Genomic DNA, 21385 nt, shown 5'->3' with positions numbered 1-21385 from the left:
ATGGATAAGTTTGAAGAAGCGCTACAACACCATAAAGATAGCTTAGCTAAAGAATTAATCAAGCTTGGTAAAAATAGACAAGTAGATTTAGCTGAATGGGATATAGAGCAGAACCAAGCAGATTATGAATATTATTTTGAAGCAGGCAGACAGTCACAGCAAGCGAAAGTGGAGGAGCTGCAACAAGATCTAGAAGCTCAAAGAGAAGAAACAATCAAAGGATACACAAAGATTTCGGATTTGAGACTTGAACGTGACGAGCTGCAAAAGCGGGTGGATTCTTTAGAAGCAGCATCATTAAAAGCTCTAGCCTGGTTTGATCAGAAGTACATGGGTGAAACAGGCTTGGAGTCAATGTTGTGGGTAGGAAAAGCTAAAGAAGCACGGGATGAGTTAGAGCAAGCGCTCAAAGGGGAAGAAAATGCCTGACATTATGGGTGCAGTTTACTTATGGCTTTTCATCATAGTAAGCCTAGTGTTTTCACTAGGTCTGCTTGTTGGTTGGTTTGTCTGGGGGTGACCAATGACCACATTCAAAGAGGATCAAAGAAGAAATTCACAACCGGTGGCGCGTTCTCGCGTGCCACCTAAGTTTAAGAAACCTGTCAGTAAAGGCGAGCAAATGCTTTGCAGCCAACTAGACATCATGAAGATTGGTTACGAGCAAGAGTTTCGTTTTAACCCAGATAGACGTTGGAAGGCAGATTTTCGAATTGAGGGTTATCAAATCCTAGTCGAAGTAGAGGGTGGAGCATTTTGCAATGGTCGTCATACGCGTGGTCAAGGCTACACAGATGACTGCGAGAAATACTCTACAGCAGCTGCAATGGGTTGGACTGTAATTCGTGGCACTACAAATCAAGTGAAAGAAGGTCTAGTGCTCAAGTGGATTGAACTAGCAATGGAAAGGGCGAAGGTGGCGTGATGAAAAAGAATATTAACTATGAACTACTTTGGGTTGTATTTTGCGTGCTTTTGTTGGTGATTGGGATAGGTGGGACTGTCTTAAATGCTAAGTCGGTATGCAAGAACCAAGAAGTATTTTGGGTAAGAGGCACTCAATTCAGTTGTTCGGTATTTAAGTAGGGGTAAGGGTATGAATGCGACAGTGAATCACATTATGCAAACAACAGACTGGACTAAATACAGTCTAGAAGAATGGCTTTATCAGTTTGGGGCTTGGATGTACTCAAACTCTGGAACTTGTGGTAAGAGCATAAATCCGATTGCTGTCGCTATGGATCAGGCTGCTAAGAAGCGTAAGCAAGAAGTGAAAGGCAAAGAGCAGATCATAGCAGATTGGTTGTGTTCTGATGATGATACGCCTATGCCCAAAGTGCGAGGCAAGGGGATTACATGTGAAATTACGGACAATGAAGCGCGTGCAGTTCAGCGTCTTATCCTGGATATGCAAGGACAGTCAGAAATCCTTGATGAGTGGCTTGATGCTGTGATTGATCGCTATCTTTATGGTAACTCATGGTCAGACATGGTGATTAAAGTAGGGCGTGTAGATAACCCAACCATTCTCCGTACCCAACACGATGCTCGTGAAGATGTTCGCTGTGGTTTAGCAGCTATGCATTGTAGATACCCATTCATTCGTTTTGACTTAAAGAATAGAGACAAGTAATCAGGTTGACCTTGCGCAAGTTATATGGCATATTTATGTTAGAGTGGTGCGAAGTGTAAGTAAGTGTCACTGATCTTAAAGAAGCTCGCCAAACGGTGGGCTTTTTTGTTGTCTATAAAAAGACAATTACCCTGCTGGAGTGCTGACCAGTGGAACATGCCTTCGAGTAAACCTCCTTCGGGAATTCAGACTAGGGAGTAGCGCCCCGACCTAAAGAGGATTGAAAGCAAGTAAAGCAGACCGTGCATGTTAGGTGTGTGTGATTGTGAGTAGCGGTAGATCAGTTGCCGAGCTGGTCAATATCGTAATCTAAGGCAAGGGTGTGGCAATTCGCCATGCCCTTTTTTAATGCGTCATTAGCTCAACTGGTAGAGCATCGGTCTCCAAAATCGGTGGTGTGGGTTCGAGTCCTACATGGCGTGCCAATGGGTCTTAAGCTTAAGTGGTATAAGCGTCCCGCTCATAACGGGGAGATAATCAGTTCGAATCTGATCGGGCCCACCAAAATTCAGGAGATCCGCATGCTCCAGTTCCTAAAGCGCCTATTCTGCTTTCATCACTACGATTATGAGTCTGATATTTTCGTTCAGGTTGAGTGTCGTAAGTGTGGAAAGCGTCGAGACAATTACGCGAATTAGCCGAACGTATTACGGCAAACAAAGCCCCTCGCATTCTGGATGTTGAGGGGCTTTCTTTTTTGGGGTGAACATGGATACAAGCGAAGCTAAGAGAAATCTTAACAAATATTCGGATGAATTAAGCCGCTACCAGAACTTGTCTCGCACTGGGTTAAGCCGCGAAGAAATGCTTGTTATAGACCGCATCATAATGCGATTGAAAAACAAGATTAATAATTTACGGTCTATGTTGAGTGCGTGACTCCAAACGATTAGCCGAAGTACGCAAGCTGCCATGCATGAGATGTGGTGCACCAGCACCAAGCCAAGCCGCACATTCTAATTCTGGTAAGCATGGGAAGGGAAAAGGAATAAAAGCCTCAGATGAGTTTACAGTGCCTCTCTGCTACAAATGCCATTTCCTATTCGATACCTACCAATTAGGCACGAGACAAGAATCTGAAGCTCTATTCGATCAGTGGTTAGAAAAAACAGAGCGGATGCTTAATCTTAAAGATGATGAGGTGTTTTAAATGGAACCACGATTCGTCATCAAAAACCATTCTGACATCAACTATGTAATTGGCTATCTGAATAATAATCATGCAAAGGCTGCGAACGAAGGGAAGCCTTTAGTTGTTACTATCACATGTAAGCAAGAAAGCCTTTCAGCAGCACAACGAAGATTATATTGGCTTTGGATGACTGAGTACGGCAAACAGCGCGGACTAGATAAAGAGGAAGCGTCTGCATTCTTTAAATATAAATACCTTTCGATTATTTATAACCGTGACAATGTTGGTGAGTATCCAGAAACATTCAAAGTAATGCGAGAGCTTAAAGAATCGGGTAGCACAGGCTACGAACCATTAAGACAGTTTGTATCAAATCGAATGAGCATCACAGAAGCCACAACAAAGCAGATGGCTGAATTCTTAACTGATATTGAGGTGTGGTGCTTGAAAGACGGTGTGAAGCTGACTTGTCCAGATGATTTGAAGTATTTGAGAGAACAGTAAGGGGTGCGTATGAAAAACAAAATAAAAGTAGAGTTTAAGCACTACGGTTGGTTTTTTGTTTGCCCCATGATTTATGGCCGTGATGAGTTTGGTTGTCCGTATCGGGTGGGCAGATATGGGTTTAACTGGTTGTTTATTTTGCTTGAACGTATTTACATTATATTCATAAATACTATTGGTATTTTCAATAGAAATTACACTCCAGCATATAGGCACATTGCTACCGGTGAACTAAAAAAACCTTTCTATAAATATATTGAGATTGAGGAATAATTCATGGCGAACCTAACGCCTAAACAGCAAAGGTTTGTCGAAGAATATCTGATAGACCTGAATGCAACCCAAGCAGCAATTCGAGCAGGTTATAGCGAAAAGACTGCTAATGAGATTGGTGCTGAAAACCTAGCAAAACCTAGTATCGCAAAAGCTATCCAAGACGCACTAAAAGAGCGTTCTGAGCGCGTCCAGATTGATGCTGATTATGTCTTAAAGCGCCTAGTCGAAATTGACCAGATGGATGTATTAGACATCATGGACGATGATAGCAATGTTAAGCCGTTGCGCGATTGGCCTAAGATTTGGCGTCAATACATATCAAACATCGAAACAATCAGTATGGATGATGGCGAAGGTTGGCTTAAAAAGATCAAGTGGCCTGATAAGGTTAAGAATCTTGAGTTATTGGGTAAGCACATCTCTGTAGGTGCATTTAAAGACAAGGTGGAGCATTCGGGCAAATTGGAAATTGAGTCACTTTCAAGCTTGATGGATGAATTAAGCAAAGAGGATTAATGAGGAGGGCGTATGCTTAAACCTGAGCATAGAGCAAAACTTATTGATCAGCACTGGCGCTTAAATAATCTTTACTACATTACGAATAAGGAAGGCAAACAAGTTAAGTTCAAGATGACACTTGAACAGCTTGAATACTTCGAAAACGAATGGACACGTAACATCATCTTAAAGGCACGTCAGTTAGGTTTTACCACTGAGATGTGCATGATTCAGTTAGATGCTGCATTGTTCATGTCTGATAAGTGTGCTTTGATTGCCCATACATTACATGATGCTAAGCGTCTGTTCCGTGAAAAGGTTAAGTACGCTTACGATCGCTTGCCACACCTTATCAAAGCAGCCAATCCTTTAGAGATTCAAACTAAAGATGAGCTTGTTTTTAGCAAAGGTGGCTCAATTACCGTTTCAACTTCATTTCGTGGTGGAACTTTAGACCGATTACATGTGTCTGAGTTCGGTAAGATTTGTGCGAAGTTCCCAGATAAAGCACGTGAGATTGTTACTGGTGCATTTGAAGCAGTAAGCCTTAAAGGTCGTATCACACTCGAAAGTACAGCAGAGGGTAAAAGCGGTTACTTCTACGAATTCTGCCAATTGGCAGAAAAGTTATTACTACTCAGCAAAAAACTAAGCCCACTTGATTGGAAGTTCTTTTTCTTTTCTTGGTGGAAGAATGCTGATTATGAAATTGAACCAACTGAAGAACTCCCACAGCGCCTAGTTCAATACTTTGAAGAACTGGAAGTTAAGCACAAGATTAAAACAACGCCAAAGCAAAGGGCTTGGTATCACTCAAAAGAGAAAACTCTTGGCGAGGATATGAAGCGGGAATATCCAAGTATTCCTAGTGAAGCTTTTGCTCAGTCTGTTGAAGGCGCTTACTACAAGAATCAATTTAAGTTCTTGTATGCCAATAAACGTATTGGTGCATTGCCAGCTAATGATCACTTGCCTGTGATGACGTTCTGGGACTTGGGTGTCTCAGATTCTATGGTGATCTGGTTTATTCGAAAGCTATCAGATACTTGCTATCAGGTAATTGATTACTACGAAAACTCAGGCGAAGGTATGCGGCACTATTTCAAAGTGCTTAAAGACAAAGGCTACAAGTACAGCAAGCATTACGCTCCACACGACATCAAAAACCGTTCTCTTATGAATGATGGTAAGTCTCGTCTTGACATTGCCAAAGAGGGCTATGTGCTCGATGACGGGGAGAAGTACTCAGTCAATTTCGAAGTGGTGCCAAGTATCACCGTAATGGATGGTATCGAGCAGGTCCGTGAGATTCTGCCTTTATGCGAATTTGATGAATACAAATGTGCTGAGGGCATTACTCATCTTGAGAACTATCGAAAAGAGTGGAATGACAAACTTGGATGTTGGAAGGACAACCCACTTCATGACATTCACTCTCATGGTGCAGATGGGTTCCGTATGTTTGCTGTCGCTATGGGTAAAAAGGTAGTTGCAAAAACACTAGATATAGGAATGGTTTACTAATGCCAGTTAATACTGAACATCAAGCTTATGCAGACATGAAAAAGCGTTGGGAAACTATCGACGATGTCTGTGATGGTTCTGCCACGGTTAAGAAGCGTGGCGAACTTTATTTACCAAAACCCAATGTATCGTCTGATTTAACGCAGAATGATCAATATTATTTGGCTTATTTAACCCGTGCTGTGTTCTATGAGATTTCTAAAGACACATTAAACAAGATGGTGGGCGTGGTATTTGCAGAGGATCCAACATTCGAACCAGATGGAATGGATTTTCTTAAATACGATGCAGATGGTACAGGTAAGTCAATTTACCAAGTTGCACAATCTGCCTTGCAAGGTCAGCTTAAACATGCACGTGGTGGTTTATTTGTTGATTATCCAACTACTGACGGCAATGTGTCTGTGCAGCAGGCAGAGAGCTTAGGGATTCGGCCAACGATCGTTTTTTATGAATCGTTGAGTATTATCAATTGGAGTCTAAAGCGAGTTGGTTCGGTCTATAAGCCTGAACTCATTGTCTTGCATGAGAAGTCCACAGAAAAAGATCCAGAAGACGAATTCTCTAAGAAAGAAATCAATATCTACCGCGTACTTCGCCTTGATGAAAAGAATGAATATAACGTTCAAGTTTATACAGATAAGTCAGGAGAACTACAGGGCGGGGATGCCTTCTATCCAACGAATTCATTAGGCCAAAGATGGAATGAAATTCCTTTTATTCCTTTGGGGTCTTTGGCTAATGATTGGAATATTGACCCGATCCCATTAGAACCAATTGTCACTATGAACTTGGCCCACTATCAGAACAGCGCAAGCTATGAAGAGATGGTTTTCATTTGTGGTCAAGCCCAACCAGTTATTAATGAACTTGATGAAGGTTGGCGCGACTGGTTGCAGAAAAATGGTGTTCGCTTAGGTTCTAAGAATCCTTTAATGCTTCCGAAAGGCTCATCATTTGACTACAAGCAAGTCACTGAAAGCACCTTAGCAAAACAGGCTATGGATGCTAAAGAAAAGTACATGCAGGCGATGGGAGCAAAGATTCTTGAGACTGAACAAGTCAATAAGACTGCTACCCAATCAAATAATGAAAAGCTGGCTCAGTATAGTGTCCTTTCTTTGTGTGTGGCGAATACCAATGAGGCGATGGAATATGCACTTAAATGGTGTGCTGCATACTACGGAAGTGGATCTAAAGCGAAACTCACAATTAAACAAGATTTCGCTAAAGGCAAGATTGACCTTGATACGCTTAAGTTCTATTGGGAAATGGTTCTTGCTAGTCGCATGAGTATGGAAACATTCCATGAATTGCTTACTACTGGGAAAGTTCCAGAAATTAGCTATGAAGATGAGCAAACACGCATAGAAAGCGAGTCAGTCAATAGACCTATGGTGGTTTAAATCGCAGGAGTGACAAATGAACAGCCAGTTGTCACAACAAGCACTACTTGATGCTTTAGTCTCTCATCAAGCTTATCTTTATCGCTTGTCATCTAGTGAAATCACAAAGCTTGTTTCTCAGTTTGATTCAATATCGGGCGATATGCTGTCACAGCTTAGAGATTTGCTAGATGAGTTAAGCGATGCTGAAAGATCGGCTTTGATGGCAGGACAATACACAACACCTGCTTTAAAAGAGATTCGGACAGTTATCCAATCATGGCAAAGTACGGTAGCGTCAACGCTTATTGAGAGCTTCTCTGTAAGCGCAACGGCATTGGCGGTATATGAAGCTTCATATCAAGCTAAAACTCTTGCTGAGAAGCGAATAGAGCCAAATGGCAATACATTGCTTAATAAAGCAAAGAAAGCCCCGTTAAGTGGTGGTGTGCTGCTTGATTCTATCTTTGCTCGAATTGCCGATGACACCCGCCTTAGAGTTGAGCAAGTCATTCGGGATGGCTTATCAAAAGATCAGACTAACCAACAGATCATTCAGCGAATTAAGGGTAAGAAGGTCCTCAATTATCAGGATGGTTTGCTAGATCAAAGTCGATCACAGATATCTACCATGGTCCGTACTGCGCGAAGCCATGTATCTAATGTGGCTTTGAATGAAACATACACTGCTATTGGTGTTGAGTATGTGAAGTTCATTGCGACACTAGATAGTCGTACTTCTAAAATCTGTATGGGCTTTTCAGATAAGGTCTATAAAAAAGATGAACCTCATCCAGTACCACCACTTCACCCAAACTGCCGATCTATTCTTATTCCTGTCACAGATGAACAGGGTAAAACCATTGGCAAGCGACCATTCAATAACAAGTTAAATGGTGAAGGTGAAATCGGCGTAGTTGATTCGAACACAACCTTCAAAGGTTGGTTTGATAAACAGGATGCAGCTTTCCAAAAGTCTTGGCTTGGTCCATCTCGATACAAGTTATTTAAAGAGGGTAAATATTCTCTTGATAAGTTTGTTGACCCTTTAACAGGTCAGCCATTCACACTTGCTGAGCTCAAAAAGCTTGATGAAGAAATGTTTAAGAGGTTGGGATTATGAAGCAAATAACCATGAGTGAGGCTCAATACATCCTCAGCACCAACCTTATTCTATTGCCATTCGTACGAAAGATAATTCCAAGATACATAGCAATTTTTGGTTATGGCTTTAAACAGCCAAAAGCACATATTCAAACTTAAATCAAATTCAAACCTTAGCACCTTCGGGTGCTTTTTATTGCCCGCAGTTTGTGACTGCAAAACCGCTCAGGGAGCAAAACATGAAATACAAACTCGATAGCCTAGAGGGCTTATCTGATGAAATGAAGGCACTTTATGAAGAAAAAGACGGTGCATTTTATTTAAAAGTTGAAGGTCTGCCGCAGCAAGATAATTCAGAGCTTGATGGACTTAAAAAGAAAGTCGATGAGCTTCTTGGTGAAAAGAAAACAGCTCAACAAAAACAACGTGAAGCTGAAGAAAAGGCACAAAAAGAAGCTGAAGAAGCGGCCCGTAAAAAAGGTGACGTTGCTGCAATCGAAGCATCTTGGAAAGCCAAGCTTGATCAAGCAGAAGCTAAACATGCTGAAGCAAACAAAGCATTGCAAGACCAAGTCTACAAATTAACTGTCGGGCAAACAGCACAATCATTAGCAAGTGAGCTTTCTATCAAAGGCTCGGAGGCAGTATTGCTTCCACACATTACTAACCGTCTTCAAGTTGAAACGGATGAAAACGGTGAGGTCAAAGTTCGGGTACTAGATTCGCAGGGCAAACCTAGTGCAATGAACATTGATGATCTTAAAAAAGAGTTCCGCAGCAATGTGGCATTTAAGCCATTAATTGTTGCTTCAAATGCGTCAGGAAGTGGGGCTTCTGGCGGTGGTTCAGGTGGTGGAGCTGCCAAGAAACCAAGTGAAATGACCACGCAAGAGCGTTTGGATTTCCAAAAGAATGATCCTCAAGGATTCCAAACAGCAATGGCGAATGGCGAATTTAATAATTAATTATTGGGAGTAACTCCATGCCTTCTTTAGTAGAAGTATTTAACCGTGACGTTGTTTTATCGTATCTGCGTCCCAACCCTGTGGCAGTTTCGCCACTTGTACAATCTGGTGCATTTGTTTCTGATGAATCATTACGTCCATTACTAACAAGTGGTTCTTCAACATTTGTTGTTCCATACATTAATGGTGTGGATGGTAATGTTGAGCAGAACTATGGCAACACCATTCTGACTGACATTGCAATGCCTCGACAAATCGATGCAGGTGAGATGCAGGGTCGTGTTGCATTCTTGAATGAAGGCTTTCTTGAATCAGTTCTTGGGCAGTATTTATCTAAGGTCAATTCACTTGAGCTTATTGGCGGAATGCTAAATAAATATTGGCAACAAGCCGCGGAAAATCGGGCTTTAGCTACTGTTATCGGTTTACGAAACTACGACCAAGCAAACGGCAAGCGATTCACTACTGATATCTCTGCTTCAACAGCAACAGAGGCATCGCGTTGGTCCGTAGATGCGTACATTGATGCGGAAAGCACAATGAATGCAAGTTTGCGTGGACGTGGTGTGATGTTTGTGCATTCACGTATTGCAGCGAAGATGCGTAAACAACAATTACTTGAAGAAGTAACCACAAGTGATAATTTGCCTCCTATTAAGGTTTACAACGGCCGAGCGGTCATTGAAACAGACCGAAACACGCAAATTGGTACGGGTGCAAATGCGAAGTTTATTTCTATTCTTGCAGGTCCACGAGCATTTGCATACGACTCTGTGCCGGGTCCAGAAGATTTAGAAATTGAACGTACTGCTGCAACTGGTAACGGTGCTGGTCATCGTTGCTTATGGACTCGTCGCAACATGCTGATACATCCACAAGGATTTAGTTTCATTGCTCCTAAAGACAGTTTAACTGGCGGTACTGAGCGTGAGGCTTTAAGTGCTTCTTGGGCAGATTTACAGAAAGCTGAAAACTGGAATCTTGTTTCGTCTGTTGAAGACACTTCAATTCGTTTCTTAATTACCAATCTTTAAGGAGAGCAGTCATGGCTGAGAAGCAACCAGACTACAAATACCAATACCCAACAGACCGCCGATATGCTGATGATGCAGCAGACACATTAGCAGCGGGTACGATGTTTGACCCTGCCAAAACAGCGGGTGACTATGGCATTAAGGATCCTGAAGTAGCAGTTCCTGTGCCAGAAGCGCCAGCAAATGGCGGTTAATTAAAGCAGGACGGCCCAAGAGCCGTCCTTCTTACTTAGATTTTTAGGATTAAGCTATGAACTATGTGACAGTCGAAAGTGTGACTCAAAAGCTAGGGCCTAACTGGTGGGGTAATGGTGACCCTGTCATTGCAGTAATGCAGGCAAACGCGTGGCTTAATGCTAAGAATTTACCAGATTATCCAGAGGGTGAAGTGCCAGATGCAATTCTTACAGCTGGAGCGTATCTCGCAAAACTTGCAGCAGCTGGGCAACTATATACAACTAAAGAAGGTGTGGTTGCATCTAAGACCGTTTCTGCACAATCTGGAACATCGGTAAGCAAGACATACGTTGCTGGAAAAGAAGAGTCAGTCAGTGGTGATATGCAATTTATCCTTGACCTTCTAGAACCGTTCTTTAGCGAGAAGTATCACATCAACACTTATGTCATTACGGAGTAAGCCATGGGAATGCGTGATGAGATTCAGCAAGAACTTGGTGGTGCTTTTGATGCTGAGGATGAGCTTGCAGACGCTGTAGACACTTTCACTTGTACTCGAAAGAAGCTAACTGGATCTAATCCCGCTACAGGTGAAGATACTTACACCGAATATGTATATAGCGGTAGAGGCGTTCTATTTGGCTCTTATTTAAAAGATTTGATTAAGCCTATAGATTACCGCGTCACAGACTCTAAAGCCGTGCTACTGCAAAATGAAGTGAAGGATGCGGCAGGCACTTTAGTTGAGCCAGATGTTAATGACATTTGGTTGATTGAAGGTGGTAATTATCGGGTTGTTAGCTATGGTCAGGACCCCTCATCAAGTGTGTGGACCTGTCAGTTAAGAAAGGTATAACATCATGGGCTGGACAAGCAAACCGAGTGCCTTCACTAAAACAATTGAAGCCGACCTTACCAAAAAACAGAAAGATATTGTCATTGATGCATTGCAAGGGGTTGTCCTTCAAAGCCCAGTTGATACAGGGGCTTTTAGAGCATCACATAGAGTCAGCATAAACCAGACTGACCAATCTTTTAATGAAGCTGAGAAAGACAAAGGTGGTGGCTCAACCATTAGCAAAGGTACAAGCGCTTTATCCCGTCTAGTTCCTTTCAGTATTGTCTATATCCAAACGAATGCTCCATACGCCACTGCTATTGAGTTTGGACAATATCCAAATCCAGTCAAAAAAGGCTCATACGACAAAAAGGCCAAAAAATACGTGATTAAAAGCGTGGGAGGTTTTTCGCAACAGGCACCCCAAGGCGTTTATTCCACAACCTTCAACTATATTGCTCAGAAATACGGTGGTTAGAATGGCAATGACTTTAGATCAAGCAAGACAAGCCATTATTACCAGAGCAATGGCATTTACTGGTATTGAGCAGAGCCGAATTAAATATCCCAATAAAGACTTTACTGTCCCCGTTGATGGCCTTTGGTGTGACATTAACGTGTTATGGGGTGGTTCGATCATTGCCGCAATTGGTGATAAGCCTTGCACAAGACGAACGGGAATTATCTCAATCAACTGTATGGCTCGTTTAAATACCCATGAAGTATCAATAACAAAGCTTGCAGATGCTTGGTTAGCTCATTTTGAATACTTCACAACCGGTCAGTTGGAGATTAAACAAGGTGATGTTCAGAACTTAGGTGATGATGGCAACTTTGTACAGTACAATGTAAGGGTCGGATATTTGGTGAACTGATATGAATCATGAACAACAAATCAAACTAATTAAAAAACAAATCAAAGCTAAAGGCTTTATGGATGAGGATGATTGGAAGGCCCTTCGCTATCACCAACTATGTAATCAAGAAGAAGCCAAATTAAAAGTAAAATTAATCTTAATTGAATTTGCAAATGCGATTATTCCAAAGTTTATTAAATCCATGTTTAAGCACAAGGAGTGAATTGAATGTCTTGCATGCTTACACTAGAAGAAATTGAAATTAAACGTCAAGAACTTGAACGCCATCTACATGACATGATGGGTAGTGAGCTTCAAAAATGGCAAAGAGAAAATAAAGTTTGCATCTCTGATGTGAATATTCGCCTTGCGAGCATTCACTCTTTAGGTGGGCCAAAGCAAAACATTGTCACTGGCGCATCTGTGGACCTCGATTACAAGCCGTAATCGCACAACAGACCTAATTAAGTTTTAAACGAACCTGTCCATAGCGGCAGGTTTTTTATGCCTAAATAATTTATCTACCACCTTTCGAGGTGGTTTTTTTATGCCTATAAGGAGTAAAAGCCATGTCGAGTGGTGCAAAGATCCGACTTTACTATGCTGAAGAGCAAACCCCCGAAGTATTACCTACCACACCAGTTTGGAAAACCGTACGCCGAGTTACTGATGGCTTAACTGAAAGCGTCACCACTGAATCATCAAACAGTGTGGTCGATTCGCGATTCCGTCAAGGTGGCATGGCTACCGAAGCAGAAATCACAGGTTCTTTAGAAGTTGAATTATCTATTGGCTTGTTTGATGACTTCTGGTCAGCAGTTGCAATGAATAACTGGGCCAGTGATGTTCTTAACTTTGGCGGTAATGTGCGAAAGACATTTACCTTCGTCAAAGTGTTTGAAGATATTAACCAGGTATTTATTTACCGCGGTGTACGTATAAATGAAGCTACGATGTCTATTGCTACTACTGGCAAAATCACAGCTACATTTGGCTTGATGGGCACTCTGTTTGAGCGCACTACTACAAACCCTGTTATTTCGCCTTTACCAGTCCCTGAATTAGTCCTTGTTTCAGCTCTTAACGTTGGTGATCTTAAAGTTAATGGTGAAACAGTGGTGGGCACTGCTTGTATGCAGTCTCTTGAACTGACAATTAACAACAACATGGAAGCAATTCGCTGTATTGGCTCTAAAAAGCTCACTGCAACGTTATATCTTGAAAAGATTGTTGATATCACCGTCAACACTCAGTACATGTTCTCAGGGCAATCAGCAGCCTATATCGACTTCATTAAGACCCGTGACACAATGCCAATTAACTTCTCGATCGAAGATAAAGACGGCAATGGCTATGCGTTTGAGTTTCCTCAGTTAGAAGTGGCCGAAGCCAATCATCCAGATGGTGGTGGGGAAGATACCATCACAATCGACATCAATTACAACCATATCCGTGTTTCACCAATCATTACCCGTGTGATTGCCCCTGTAACGCCTTAATTCTGATTTGGCAGCTTAATTGCTGCCTTATTTTTGGAGAAATAAAATGGCTCTTGAAGTCAATATTCAAAGAAATAAAGACGTCAGTTTGTGGCGTGAATATAAAGATGCAGAAGGAAATGTATTAGCTGAGTTCAAAATTCGTGGAATTAGCTATAAGCCTTACCAAGTCGCATTAGAGCGGGTAAATAATCAAATCACTTCTAAAGGTTTTGATGTGGCCTTAGCTTCTAAAGAAGATAAACTTTACCATGAGCTTTTACTGGAAGCCGCTGCATGCCATCTCATTGAAGACTGGAAAGGCGTGGTATTCGTTGAAATGAATGCTGATGAAGAGCAAGTAAAAACCGAACCGCCTTACAATGCTGAAAATGCGACAAAGCTACTTAACATGGGTGATTTAGGTATTTCTATCTGGTCCTTCATACGCAAAGAATCTGAGAAGATGCAGAAAGAAGCTGACGCATATAAGGATGAAGTTGTGGGAAAGTCTCAACCCTCTACAACTACGCCAACAAGTTCGCGGGGCTCACGGACCACGAAAAAAAGCAAAGAGAAGCGCTCGGTGTAAAACTGCCTGAGGCTCCTGAATATTCTTACACTGCAAACGCCATTCTCTCAGCCTATAATACCATTGCTCGTTCTAGACGATACGAGCAGGGTGTTCCTTTAGCAATCGATATAGCTGCGATCAATTCTTATGTGGAGCAGTACGACTTGCCAGTTGAACGATTCATCTTTAACGACTGCATCTTTACGCTGGATAACTTGTTCTTGGATGAGGCGCATAAGAAGACGACGCAACGAGCGACGAAGACTTAGGTGCGATAAACAGACTTTAAATGCGAACGCACGACGTGATATAGCGCACTTGATGTTACATAATACGGTCAAGTGGTTGACATTGACTAGACGATTCTGTATTGACACTTTTGTCATTAGTGAGTACGCTTGGCGGTATAGAGACCCTGTTATCAAATGATAAGAGGGTTTTCGCGTCTAGGGAGAAACTTATGAAGAATGCAGAATTAACCAAGTTCTTGATTGGTATGCGTTCAGCATTTGATTTGTTGCCTGAACAAACAAAGCACAACCCAAATTTTATTGATCGCAAGGAAGTTAAGATATTTAACTTTAGTGCTGAAAAAGATCTAAGTAAAAGTTGGGAGGTGATTGCGTCTGTTCAAGAAAGTACTTTTAAAAAACTAATTAATAAAGCTGACCAGCACCAAGTTAAAATAAAATATGAACCAACATGTTAATGAAGATGAGACAGTAGATCCCCATTACAATTCCACCGTCGTTCCAGAAGCTGAATACGAACCGGGAGAAATTGCGGATGTAATACATCCAAAAGCAGAGAAGATGGGAAAGTCTGAACATTACTCTTTAAAGGTGTCTCAAAGTAGAGTTGAGACATCTTTTTTACCACCTGAATATCTTGAAAGTTATGAAAGAATACAACCTGGGCTTGGTAAAGAGTTAATTGGGGTAATCATTGAGCATCAAAAGTTCCAAATGGAAGTTAAGCGGACAGAGATGGCTCTTAATGAAAGGAGCTTCGATGAATCAGTCAAGGTTAATGAAGCAAATATTAGAGAACAAGAGGCGACAAGAGCTGCCCGTAATCGAGAAATAGATATTAAGTCTAGAGGGCAAATTTTTGCGTTCATCATATCCATATTAATTCTTTCAGCAGTTGTCCTATTTGCCTTACTTGGTCACTTGCTATGAGCTGGTGCATGTGTAGCTATTATGGTAGCAATGGCCAGTGTGCTTTTTCTTCAAAAAATACCCAACCAGAAAAAAGAAAATAATGAAGAATTGGAAGATGAGGAGGCTGCTTAGAGGTCTTGAAATATTTTCCAGCAAAACAGATACAAAACCGCTAGAGATAGCGGTTTATTATTGCTTCCTAAATAGCCAATTGTTAAATTAGGTAAACTTTATAACAAACGGTGAAAATCATGAAACAAGTCATTTTGAGTCTTTTATTAGTTTTAAGCTCATTAAGTGTTGCGGAAGCAGGTAGAGGCAGACAACCGTGCTCTGGTAAGAAAGGTGGGGTAAGTCATTGCGATGGTAGTAAGTTTGTTTGTAATGATGGTTCCATCAGTGCTTCTAAAAAGATCTGCTCTAGATAGGTGATGTGATGGGATTGAATTTTAGAAAAAGTATAAAAATTGCTCCGGGAGTTCGTGTAAATATAAGTAAAAAAGGAGTATCTAGTGTTTCTGTTGGAAAAAATGGTGCTAGAGTCAGCGTAGGAAAAAAAGGTGTGCGAACTACAGCAGGACTACCTGGTACAGGTCTTTCCTACACAGCGCACAGTCCCTACAAAAAATCGAAAAAGTTTGATCAAGAGCCAAACTACCTATTAAGTCAGGAACAGGCTTCTAAAGGACAAAGAAGCATATTAAGGTCTATTCTTTTATGGATTGGAATCCTTGCTTTTCCATTTCTTTTCGCTTGGTTCACTCTACAAAAAAAATATACAAACATAGAGCGGGTATTAGCTTTTGGATGGTTGTTGTTAGTTGTATTCGGTATGATTTCTAAATAAGGCATTATTATGAAAAAGATAATTTTAATTGGTCTTGCGATTTCATTAAGTGGCTGTGTTACTCCAGTAACTCAAATGATAAATAATAAATTTAGTGATATTGTACCAACAAAGCCGCAGGCTACGGGCATTTGGACAACTTCTGTTGGCCCGGGACTTTCTACGATTAAGTTGAATGAAGATGGCAATGGGATTCTTTGTGAAGACACAAGTGGCAACATAACTTCGAATAAGATCAAGTATTCAAATGGTCAACTTTATTCTCAAAATGGAATGGTCTTAAAAGTTATTGCCCTTAACCAAGAAGTTTTAGAAGCAAAAACAACATTATCTGCATTTAATATTGATATGGTTTACAAAAAAGATAGTGACCTAAAAGCAGCATCACTTAAATGCGCTAAAGAAATATAGATTCAACCAAACCAACAGCCCGACCAAGTGTCGGGTTTTTTATTGCCTAGAGGAAAGTAAGATGGCACAAGAATCACGTCTCGTCATTGTAATTGATGCTAAAAATGCAGAGCGTAATGCGCGTAATCTAGGCAATGAATTAGATAGCATTGAGCGTAAAGGTGACTTTGCAACTAAGTCTATGGATAGTTTGTCTGTCGCTACGCGCCAACTTGCAGGATACATGGCTGGTTTAGTTACTGTAAGTGCTGCCATTTCTAAAATGGATACATACACAGGACTTCAAAACCGCCTCAAGTTAGTTACCAATAACCAAATAGAACTTAACAAGGCAACTGAAGATACCTTTCGAATTGCTCAAAAAACCTATTCTGCTTGGGATTCTGTATTACAGGTTTACCAACGTTTTAGTGACAATGCTAAAACTTTAAATCTAACAATGGATGATACTGCACGATTAACAGAAACAGTGTCAAAAGCTGTAGCAATTAGTGGAGCAAGTGCGTCAGCAGCTGATGCCGCATTGGTTCAGTTCGGACAGGCTCTAGCAAGTGGAACATTGCGCGGGGAAGAGCTAAATTCTGTAATGGAGCAAACCCCTGCTTTAGCTAAAGCCATTGCACAAGGTATGGGAATTACTGTAGGTGAACTAAGATCAGTTGCAGCAGAAGGAAAAATCACCTCACAAGAGTTGGTTCGCGCTCTTAAAAACGTTCAATCTAATGTTGATGAATTATTTGCGAAAACCGATATTACAATCGGCCAATCACTAACACTTCTAAATAATGAAATTACGAAGTTTGTAGGTGAAGCAGGAAAAGGTACTGGTGCAGCTCAGGTATTGGCAGAGTCTATTCGAACTTTAGGCAACAATTTAGATCTAATTATCGATGGAGCAATTGTAGCGGGAATTGGATTATTAACTAAAGCAATAGTAACGAAAACTATTGCTGTTCAAGCAAGTATTATTGCCTCGGCACAGCAAAGAGCTGCAAGCATTGCAGAGGCTCAAGCTCAAGCACAGTTACTTGGCGTTGAAGCAGCTAGAACAAGGCAAGCAGCTGCATTAGCTTTAACAGAAATAGGTTTGGCTAGAGCTGAGTATAACGCTGCTACTACCTCTAAACAAAGAGCATCAGCAATACAACGGAAGACTTCTGCTGAGATTGCTCATAGTGTTGCAATCAAAGAGGCAACTGCAGCTACACTAGCGTATAAAGCGGCCCAAGATAGTTTAAATAAAGCAACAACAATTGGCAGTAGGGCTCTAGATTTAGTTGGAGGGCCAATTGGCGCTATTACACTTGGAATTACTGCTTTAGCTGCTGGCTATATGTATTTTCAGGAGAGGGCAGCTAAGGCAAATAAAAGACTAGAAGAACAGGCAGCTGTAGCGAAAAAAGCTAAGGAAGAGTTGCTTGCACTTAAAGGTATAGAAAAAGATTCAGCTATTAATGATATGACATCATCATTTGAGCGCCAGAATCAAGCGCTCTCTGATTCTAGTACGAAAATTAATATCCAATTAAATGCGATAGCTCAACTATACAAAGGCAACAAAGATATTGTTCAGGTGGTCAATGATGCTAGAGATGGCACTATTAGCATGAATGATGCTGTTAAGCGCTTTAATGAGTTGCGTATAAGTAAGGATATTTATAACGCAATCAAAGAAAACACTGCTGAGTTTGAAAAGAATGCTAAGGAAGCAAAAACGACACGAGATTCCTTGAAGCTTTTTGGTATTGAAGTTGAATTATCTGGTCGAAAAGCTCAGACAGCAGTTGCGGGTATTGATGACAACTCAAAAGCCTTAATTGGTAACGAGAGTGCAGCACAAAAGGCCACCAAAGCACAGAAAGGGTACTTTGATAGCCTTCGTACTGAAGTTCTTAAGTCCAATGAAGATCTTGCTTTGTTGAATCTTGGATATAGTGAAGAAACTATTAAAAAGATTAATGAGTTGCAAAAGGCAAAACAAGCAGTTGCTCCTCCTGGTACTACTGCAATTGTCACTAAAGAGGAGATGGATGTAGTCGCTCAAGCTGTAAAAACTTTAGACTTACTTAAGGACAAAAAAGATGCTTTAAATGATGCCGAACGCAAGCAAACTAAGGAGTTAGCAAAACAAGCAGTATTATTGGCAGGTAATAGTGAGCAAACTCGCAATATGCTTCGCGTATATCAGGCTTTCCGGAACGCTGGAGTAGGAGACAAGCAGGCACGTGTATTAACAGCGCAAGTTGGACGGGAGAATGATTTTAGAAGTGAATCGATGTTTGGTAGCCATAAAGATGCAAATAACGGCTATACGAATACTGGGTTTATTTCTTGGCAAAAGGGTCGCTCAACCAAATTAATGCAGGCCTTACAGGGGCAGGGTGTTTTAGATAAAAAAGGGCAGATTCAACAAACTCAAGATGCCCTAGATGCACAAGCAAAGTTTTTATTGCAAGAGGTTATGACCAATAAAAACTATAGTAAATCTAAAAGTGCTCTTCTTAATGATGATTTAGACTATCGCAGTTTAGAGAAAATTATTGGGAAAAACTTCATTGGTTGGGATTATGAGGGTAAAAAGCTTGGCAAAGACAAGGCCTCAAAGCATTTAGCCAAACAAGACTCTTACTTTAATCAACTTAATAAAATTCTAGGTTCTAGTCCTGATGCAGCCTCTAAAGCAATCGGAGATCTTTCTAGATTCGAAGATGAAGCTTATAAGGCACGGGCTAAAACTCTAGAGGAAATTAAACAACTTCAAGCAACCTACGACACAGAAGCAATCGAAAGAGGTAAAAAAAGGGAAGAGGAAATCAGCAAAGCTACAATTTTGGGGCAGACTGATCTAATTCCTAAAATTAAGCAGCGTTTTGATGCTGAGGATGAACTGGCTAAAAAGCAATTTGATTTTGAAACAAACGGTTTTAAGTGGACTGAAGAAAAAAAGCTTGAGTACACTAAAGAAACTAATTCTTTAAGATTAATTGCAGAAGGCAAACTATCTGATGAGCAAATAAAGATTGCAAAACAAGGTCTTGATGAGCAATATCAGCATGAACTGGAGCTTATTAAGCTTACCAAGCAGGCTCAACAGGCGGCTTATGATCAGTCAAACTTAAAAGCCCTGCAAGAGCTTAAACAGCAAAGAGACCTTTTAGCAGCTCCTCTTGGTCAAAGAGCAGGCCTATCATTGCAATTTGATGAAAGAAACGCATTGTCTGAGAATGACACTACTCTTATTAATAAGGGTAGAGAAGCTCAAATGAAGCTCAAGCAGAAGGAAATCGATGAGCTTCAATACAACATGCGGATTGAAGATGCTGTTAGGCTTCATGAGGAGACTAAGCACAAGATTCGAGAGGAATATGCTGAAAAGTATCGGGACTTGCAAAATACTCAATACCAAGCTGAATTGGGTATGTACAACAATCTTCTTTCTCAAGCATCTAATGTTTGGGGCGGGTTTACACAGCTAATTAAAGATAGTGCTGGTGAACAGTCTGCTGCTTACAAAACAATGTTTTTGATGCAGCAGGCAATGTCAATTGCTTCTGCACTTGTTTCTACACATTTAGCTGCTGCGCAAGTTATGGCTGACCCATCGGCTTTGACTTTGGCACAAAAGACAAGTTATGCGGCAATGATTACTGGTTTGGGTTATGCCAATGTAGGTTTAATTGCAGCTCAAACTATTGCTGGCTTCTCATCAGGCGGCTACACAGGTGATATGGGGCGAGGTGATGTTGCTGGTGTAGTACATGGTCAAGAATATGTATTGAATGCCGCTGCTACTAAGCGTGTTGGTGTTGGTACATTGAACGCGATTAACTCAGGCGGTAGTTTGGAGAGAACAGTTTCATCTTCTGAACAGCCTGTCACTATTCAAGTGTATGTAACTGATTCAGGTGTAAATACTAATGGTGCCAATACTCAGGATCAGAAGCAGCTTGGTCAAATGATCGGTAATGCAGTTAGAACGATTATCAGGCAAGAGCAAAGACAAGGCGGTTTGTTATCAAAGTAACCCACTCAATGAGTGGGTTTTTATTTGGAGTCTAGAAATGAAATCTCTTAGAAAGCAAAAACGTCGATTTACTTTGAAAGAGCACCAAAAATCAGAAATGACTTTAGGTATGCAAATTGGTGAAGCCGTAAAGAAAATAATTCTAAAAGATAAACGACAAGGAGGCTTACTTTCTAAATGAGTGATCTTAAATTCACCTTCGAATGTGACTTAGATGGCAATAGTAATACTCAACGCTTTAATACGTTATCCAGCAAATTTGGTGACGGCTACGAACAAAATATCGCGGTAGGTATTAATAACCGATCTGGTGAATGGACATATCAAAGAACGGCCTATAAAGCTGAAATTATGCAGATTAAAGCTTTCTTTGATCAACACAAAGGCGCGGATTCATTTCTTTGGGATTCTCCGTTAGATGGTGAAGTCTGTGTAAAAACTAGTCCTGAATACCAACCGCGCCAAGTTGGTGGTGATATTTGGCAAATCTCAACGACTTTCACCCAAGTCTTTTACCCTGAGGACTCTTAACTTTTGACCATCAATGCCCTACTATCAAATGGCTGAATTTTCAGCGATTAATGCATGAGGTTAAAATGAAAGACGGAATTTACTTTGTGAAATTCAAAAGCAATATCAAAGATTTTGGCGAGGGTACGGTGGTGGTAAAAGATGGAGTGGTCAATGGCGGAGATTATGGATTTACATACCGTGGCAGGGTTGAAAACAATCTTCTCAAATTAAATGCAAAACAACATGATCGGAATGTCGTATCTGTATTTGGTGATATCAGTGATTACGAATTAATTTTAGAGGTTAAACCTACTGATACTGGCTATGATTTAGTTGGTAATACTGAATCAATACCAGGTGTAATTATTCAAGTAAAAGCTAAATTTATTGGTGATCAATTAGCTTAAATTATCCATTCTCAACAGAAGGACGCATTTGCGTCCTTTTT

General features: G+C 40.9%; 29 protein-coding genes, 2 tRNA genes and 1 pseudogene. All 32 read left to right on the top strand.

Annotated elements, in window-relative coordinates:
• The 32 genes and pseudogenes from ABLB96_RS14755 to ABLB96_RS14600 all read left to right on the top strand — a co-directional run bounded on the left by ABLB96_RS14755 (position 1) and on the right by ABLB96_RS14600 (position 21344).
• Complete coding sequence (locus ABLB96_RS14755) at positions 1-429, top strand: hypothetical protein (protein WP_369029543.1); 429 nt, start codon at positions 1-3, stop codon at positions 427-429.
• 94 nt (positions 430-523) lie between these two features.
• Positions 524-925, top strand: a complete 402-nt coding sequence (locus ABLB96_RS14750; RefSeq protein ID WP_348896310.1) for a hypothetical protein — start codon at positions 524-526, stop codon at positions 923-925.
• A 171-nt stretch (positions 926-1096) separates the two neighbouring features.
• On the top strand, positions 1097-1633 hold the full coding sequence (locus ABLB96_RS14745) for a hypothetical protein (RefSeq protein WP_348896311.1): 537 nt from the start codon (positions 1097-1099) through the stop codon (positions 1631-1633).
• A 350-nt stretch (positions 1634-1983) separates the two neighbouring features.
• Positions 1984-2058: transfer RNA gene (locus ABLB96_RS14740), tRNA-Trp, on the top strand.
• Positions 2059-2060: 2 nt separating this feature from the next.
• Positions 2061-2137 (top strand) — tRNA-Met (locus ABLB96_RS14735).
• A gap of 367 nt (positions 2138-2504) precedes the next feature.
• Positions 2505-2783, top strand: coding sequence for a hypothetical protein (locus ABLB96_RS14730; protein ID WP_348896312.1), 279 nt, complete (start codon positions 2505-2507; stop codon positions 2781-2783).
• Positions 2784-3269 carry a hypothetical protein gene (locus ABLB96_RS14725; RefSeq protein ID WP_348896313.1) on the top strand — a complete coding sequence of 162 codons (486 nt, stop codon included), beginning with the start codon at positions 2784-2786 and terminating at the stop codon, positions 3267-3269.
• 9 nt (positions 3270-3278) lie between these two features.
• The gene (locus tag ABLB96_RS14720; RefSeq protein WP_057082074.1) at positions 3279-3542 is read left to right on the top strand and encodes a hypothetical protein; all 264 of its coding nucleotides are present in this window, start codon (positions 3279-3281) and stop codon (positions 3540-3542) included.
• 3 nt (positions 3543-3545) lie between these two features.
• On the top strand, positions 3546-4061 hold the full coding sequence (locus tag ABLB96_RS14715) for a terminase small subunit (RefSeq protein WP_045124479.1): 516 nt from the start codon (positions 3546-3548) through the stop codon (positions 4059-4061).
• A gap of 12 nt (positions 4062-4073) precedes the next feature.
• Complete coding sequence (locus ABLB96_RS14710; RefSeq protein WP_348896314.1) at positions 4074-5567, top strand: terminase; 1494 nt, start codon at positions 4074-4076, stop codon at positions 5565-5567.
• Positions 5567-6973 (top strand): DUF4055 domain-containing protein, encoded by a 1407-nt coding sequence (locus ABLB96_RS14705; protein ID WP_348896315.1) that lies wholly within the window; start codon positions 5567-5569, stop codon positions 6971-6973. Before ABLB96_RS14710 ends, ABLB96_RS14705 begins: the two co-directional genes overlap by 1 nt.
• Positions 6974-6989: 16 nt before the next feature.
• Positions 6990-8075 (top strand): minor capsid protein, encoded by a 1086-nt coding sequence (locus ABLB96_RS14700; protein ID WP_348896317.1) that lies wholly within the window; start codon positions 6990-6992, stop codon positions 8073-8075.
• A 220-nt stretch (positions 8076-8295) separates the two neighbouring features.
• Positions 8296-9021, top strand: a complete 726-nt coding sequence (locus ABLB96_RS14695; protein WP_348896318.1) for a hypothetical protein — start codon at positions 8296-8298, stop codon at positions 9019-9021.
• Positions 9022-9038: 17 nt separating this feature from the next.
• Positions 9039-10055, top strand: a complete 1017-nt coding sequence (locus tag ABLB96_RS14690) for a hypothetical protein (protein ID WP_348896319.1) — start codon at positions 9039-9041, stop codon at positions 10053-10055.
• Positions 10056-10066: 11 nt separating this feature from the next.
• A complete protein-coding gene (locus ABLB96_RS14685; protein ID WP_348896320.1) occupies positions 10067-10249 on the top strand; it encodes a hypothetical protein in 183 nt (60 codons plus the stop codon).
• Between the two features lie 56 nt (positions 10250-10305).
• A complete protein-coding gene (locus tag ABLB96_RS14680; RefSeq protein WP_348896321.1) occupies positions 10306-10692 on the top strand; it encodes a hypothetical protein in 387 nt (128 codons plus the stop codon).
• Between the two features lie 3 nt (positions 10693-10695).
• Positions 10696-11088 (top strand): glutamate 5-kinase, encoded by a 393-nt coding sequence (locus ABLB96_RS14675; RefSeq protein ID WP_348896322.1) that lies wholly within the window; start codon positions 10696-10698, stop codon positions 11086-11088.
• A 4-nt stretch (positions 11089-11092) separates the two neighbouring features.
• A complete protein-coding gene (locus tag ABLB96_RS14670) occupies positions 11093-11548 on the top strand; it encodes a hypothetical protein (RefSeq protein ID WP_246891272.1) in 456 nt (151 codons plus the stop codon).
• Position 11549: 1 nt separating this feature from the next.
• Positions 11550-11945, top strand: coding sequence for a phage tail terminator-like protein (locus ABLB96_RS14665; protein ID WP_348896323.1), 396 nt, complete (start codon positions 11550-11552; stop codon positions 11943-11945).
• Between the two features lies 1 nt (position 11946).
• Positions 11947-12150, top strand: coding sequence for a hypothetical protein (locus tag ABLB96_RS14660; protein ID WP_348896324.1), 204 nt, complete (start codon positions 11947-11949; stop codon positions 12148-12150).
• 5 nt (positions 12151-12155) lie between these two features.
• Positions 12156-12374 carry a hypothetical protein gene (locus ABLB96_RS14655; RefSeq protein WP_348896326.1) on the top strand — a complete coding sequence of 73 codons (219 nt, stop codon included), beginning with the start codon at positions 12156-12158 and terminating at the stop codon, positions 12372-12374.
• Between the two features lie 122 nt (positions 12375-12496).
• Positions 12497-13426, top strand: a complete 930-nt coding sequence (locus ABLB96_RS14650; protein WP_348896327.1) for a phage tail tube protein — start codon at positions 12497-12499, stop codon at positions 13424-13426.
• A gap of 46 nt (positions 13427-13472) precedes the next feature.
• Positions 13473-13997, top strand: coding sequence for a hypothetical protein (locus ABLB96_RS14645; RefSeq protein ID WP_119684616.1), 525 nt, complete (start codon positions 13473-13475; stop codon positions 13995-13997).
• A gap of 442 nt (positions 13998-14439) precedes the next feature.
• Positions 14440-14688, top strand: a complete 249-nt coding sequence (locus ABLB96_RS14640; RefSeq protein ID WP_106479560.1) for a hypothetical protein — start codon at positions 14440-14442, stop codon at positions 14686-14688.
• Complete coding sequence (locus tag ABLB96_RS14635) at positions 14672-15160, top strand: hypothetical protein (protein WP_348896328.1); 489 nt, start codon at positions 14672-14674, stop codon at positions 15158-15160. The genes ABLB96_RS14640 and ABLB96_RS14635 overlap by 17 nt, the downstream gene beginning before the upstream one ends.
• Positions 15161-15393: 233 nt before the next feature.
• Entirely contained in the window at positions 15394-15570 is a 177-nt protein-coding gene (locus ABLB96_RS14630; RefSeq protein WP_001983384.1) for a hypothetical protein, read from the top strand.
• 8 nt (positions 15571-15578) lie between these two features.
• Positions 15579-15749 (top strand): annotated as a pseudogene (locus tag ABLB96_RS14625) (DUF4236 domain-containing protein); the annotation flags it as partial.
• Between the two features lie 249 nt (positions 15750-15998).
• A complete protein-coding gene (locus ABLB96_RS14620; RefSeq protein WP_119684612.1) occupies positions 15999-16400 on the top strand; it encodes a J517_1871 family lipoprotein in 402 nt (133 codons plus the stop codon).
• A gap of 61 nt (positions 16401-16461) precedes the next feature.
• Positions 16462-20424 carry a tape measure protein gene (locus tag ABLB96_RS14615; RefSeq protein WP_348896329.1) on the top strand — a complete coding sequence of 1321 codons (3963 nt, stop codon included), beginning with the start codon at positions 16462-16464 and terminating at the stop codon, positions 20422-20424.
• 37 nt (positions 20425-20461) lie between these two features.
• The gene (locus ABLB96_RS14610) at positions 20462-20605 is read left to right on the top strand and encodes a hypothetical protein (RefSeq protein ID WP_004736733.1); all 144 of its coding nucleotides are present in this window, start codon (positions 20462-20464) and stop codon (positions 20603-20605) included.
• Positions 20602-20955, top strand: a complete 354-nt coding sequence (locus ABLB96_RS14605) for a phage tail protein (RefSeq protein WP_348896330.1) — start codon at positions 20602-20604, stop codon at positions 20953-20955. The genes ABLB96_RS14610 and ABLB96_RS14605 overlap by 4 nt, the downstream gene beginning before the upstream one ends.
• 65 nt (positions 20956-21020) lie before the next feature.
• Positions 21021-21344, top strand: coding sequence for a GrlR family regulatory protein (locus tag ABLB96_RS14600; protein ID WP_348896331.1), 324 nt, complete (start codon positions 21021-21023; stop codon positions 21342-21344).
• Positions 21345-21385: the final 41 nt, after the last annotated feature.

Origin of the sequence: Acinetobacter sp. XH1741, assembly GCF_041021895.1 — a bacterium.
In the GTDB taxonomy this organism is placed as follows: domain Bacteria; phylum Pseudomonadota; class Gammaproteobacteria; order Pseudomonadales; family Moraxellaceae; genus Acinetobacter.
The sequence above is the reverse complement of the archived record's forward strand: the minus strand, read 5'-3'. Positions and strand labels throughout refer to the sequence as shown.

Coding starts and splice junctions, on each gene's coding strand:
- ABLB96_RS14755 (WP_369029543.1), top strand. CDS start 1: ATGGATAAGTTTGAAGAAGCGCTACAACACCATAAAGATAGCTTAGCT.
- ABLB96_RS14745 (WP_348896311.1), top strand. CDS start 1,097: ATGAATGCGACAGTGAATCACATTATGCAAACAACAGACTGGACTAAA.
- ABLB96_RS14675 (WP_348896322.1), top strand. CDS start 10,696: ATGGGAATGCGTGATGAGATTCAGCAAGAACTTGGTGGTGCTTTTGAT.
- ABLB96_RS14615 (WP_348896329.1), top strand. CDS start 16,462: ATGGCACAAGAATCACGTCTCGTCATTGTAATTGATGCTAAAAATGCA.
- ABLB96_RS14725 (WP_348896313.1), top strand. CDS start 2,784: ATGGAACCACGATTCGTCATCAAAAACCATTCTGACATCAACTATGTA.
- ABLB96_RS14620 (WP_119684612.1), top strand. CDS start 15,999: ATGAAAAAGATAATTTTAATTGGTCTTGCGATTTCATTAAGTGGCTGT.
- ABLB96_RS14640 (WP_106479560.1), top strand. CDS start 14,440: ATGAAGAATGCAGAATTAACCAAGTTCTTGATTGGTATGCGTTCAGCA.
- ABLB96_RS14690 (WP_348896319.1), top strand. CDS start 9,039: ATGCCTTCTTTAGTAGAAGTATTTAACCGTGACGTTGTTTTATCGTAT.
- ABLB96_RS14680 (WP_348896321.1), top strand. CDS start 10,306: ATGAACTATGTGACAGTCGAAAGTGTGACTCAAAAGCTAGGGCCTAAC.
- ABLB96_RS14655 (WP_348896326.1), top strand. CDS start 12,156: ATGTCTTGCATGCTTACACTAGAAGAAATTGAAATTAAACGTCAAGAA.
- ABLB96_RS14670 (WP_246891272.1), top strand. CDS start 11,093: ATGGGCTGGACAAGCAAACCGAGTGCCTTCACTAAAACAATTGAAGCC.
- ABLB96_RS14750 (WP_348896310.1), top strand. CDS start 524: ATGACCACATTCAAAGAGGATCAAAGAAGAAATTCACAACCGGTGGCG.
- ABLB96_RS14700 (WP_348896317.1), top strand. CDS start 6,990: ATGAACAGCCAGTTGTCACAACAAGCACTACTTGATGCTTTAGTCTCT.
- ABLB96_RS14635 (WP_348896328.1), top strand. CDS start 14,672: ATGAACCAACATGTTAATGAAGATGAGACAGTAGATCCCCATTACAAT.
- ABLB96_RS14685 (WP_348896320.1), top strand. CDS start 10,067: ATGGCTGAGAAGCAACCAGACTACAAATACCAATACCCAACAGACCGC.
- ABLB96_RS14630 (WP_001983384.1), top strand. CDS start 15,394: ATGAAACAAGTCATTTTGAGTCTTTTATTAGTTTTAAGCTCATTAAGT.
- ABLB96_RS14665 (WP_348896323.1), top strand. CDS start 11,550: ATGGCAATGACTTTAGATCAAGCAAGACAAGCCATTATTACCAGAGCA.
- ABLB96_RS14650 (WP_348896327.1), top strand. CDS start 12,497: ATGTCGAGTGGTGCAAAGATCCGACTTTACTATGCTGAAGAGCAAACC.
- ABLB96_RS14605 (WP_348896330.1), top strand. CDS start 20,602: ATGAGTGATCTTAAATTCACCTTCGAATGTGACTTAGATGGCAATAGT.
- ABLB96_RS14705 (WP_348896315.1), top strand. CDS start 5,567: ATGCCAGTTAATACTGAACATCAAGCTTATGCAGACATGAAAAAGCGT.
- ABLB96_RS14715 (WP_045124479.1), top strand. CDS start 3,546: ATGGCGAACCTAACGCCTAAACAGCAAAGGTTTGTCGAAGAATATCTG.
- ABLB96_RS14720 (WP_057082074.1), top strand. CDS start 3,279: ATGAAAAACAAAATAAAAGTAGAGTTTAAGCACTACGGTTGGTTTTTT.
- ABLB96_RS14645 (WP_119684616.1), top strand. CDS start 13,473: ATGGCTCTTGAAGTCAATATTCAAAGAAATAAAGACGTCAGTTTGTGG.
- ABLB96_RS14660 (WP_348896324.1), top strand. CDS start 11,947: ATGAATCATGAACAACAAATCAAACTAATTAAAAAACAAATCAAAGCT.
- ABLB96_RS14610 (WP_004736733.1), top strand. CDS start 20,462: ATGAAATCTCTTAGAAAGCAAAAACGTCGATTTACTTTGAAAGAGCAC.
- ABLB96_RS14695 (WP_348896318.1), top strand. CDS start 8,296: ATGAAATACAAACTCGATAGCCTAGAGGGCTTATCTGATGAAATGAAG.
- ABLB96_RS14710 (WP_348896314.1), top strand. CDS start 4,074: ATGCTTAAACCTGAGCATAGAGCAAAACTTATTGATCAGCACTGGCGC.
- ABLB96_RS14600 (WP_348896331.1), top strand. CDS start 21,021: ATGAAAGACGGAATTTACTTTGTGAAATTCAAAAGCAATATCAAAGAT.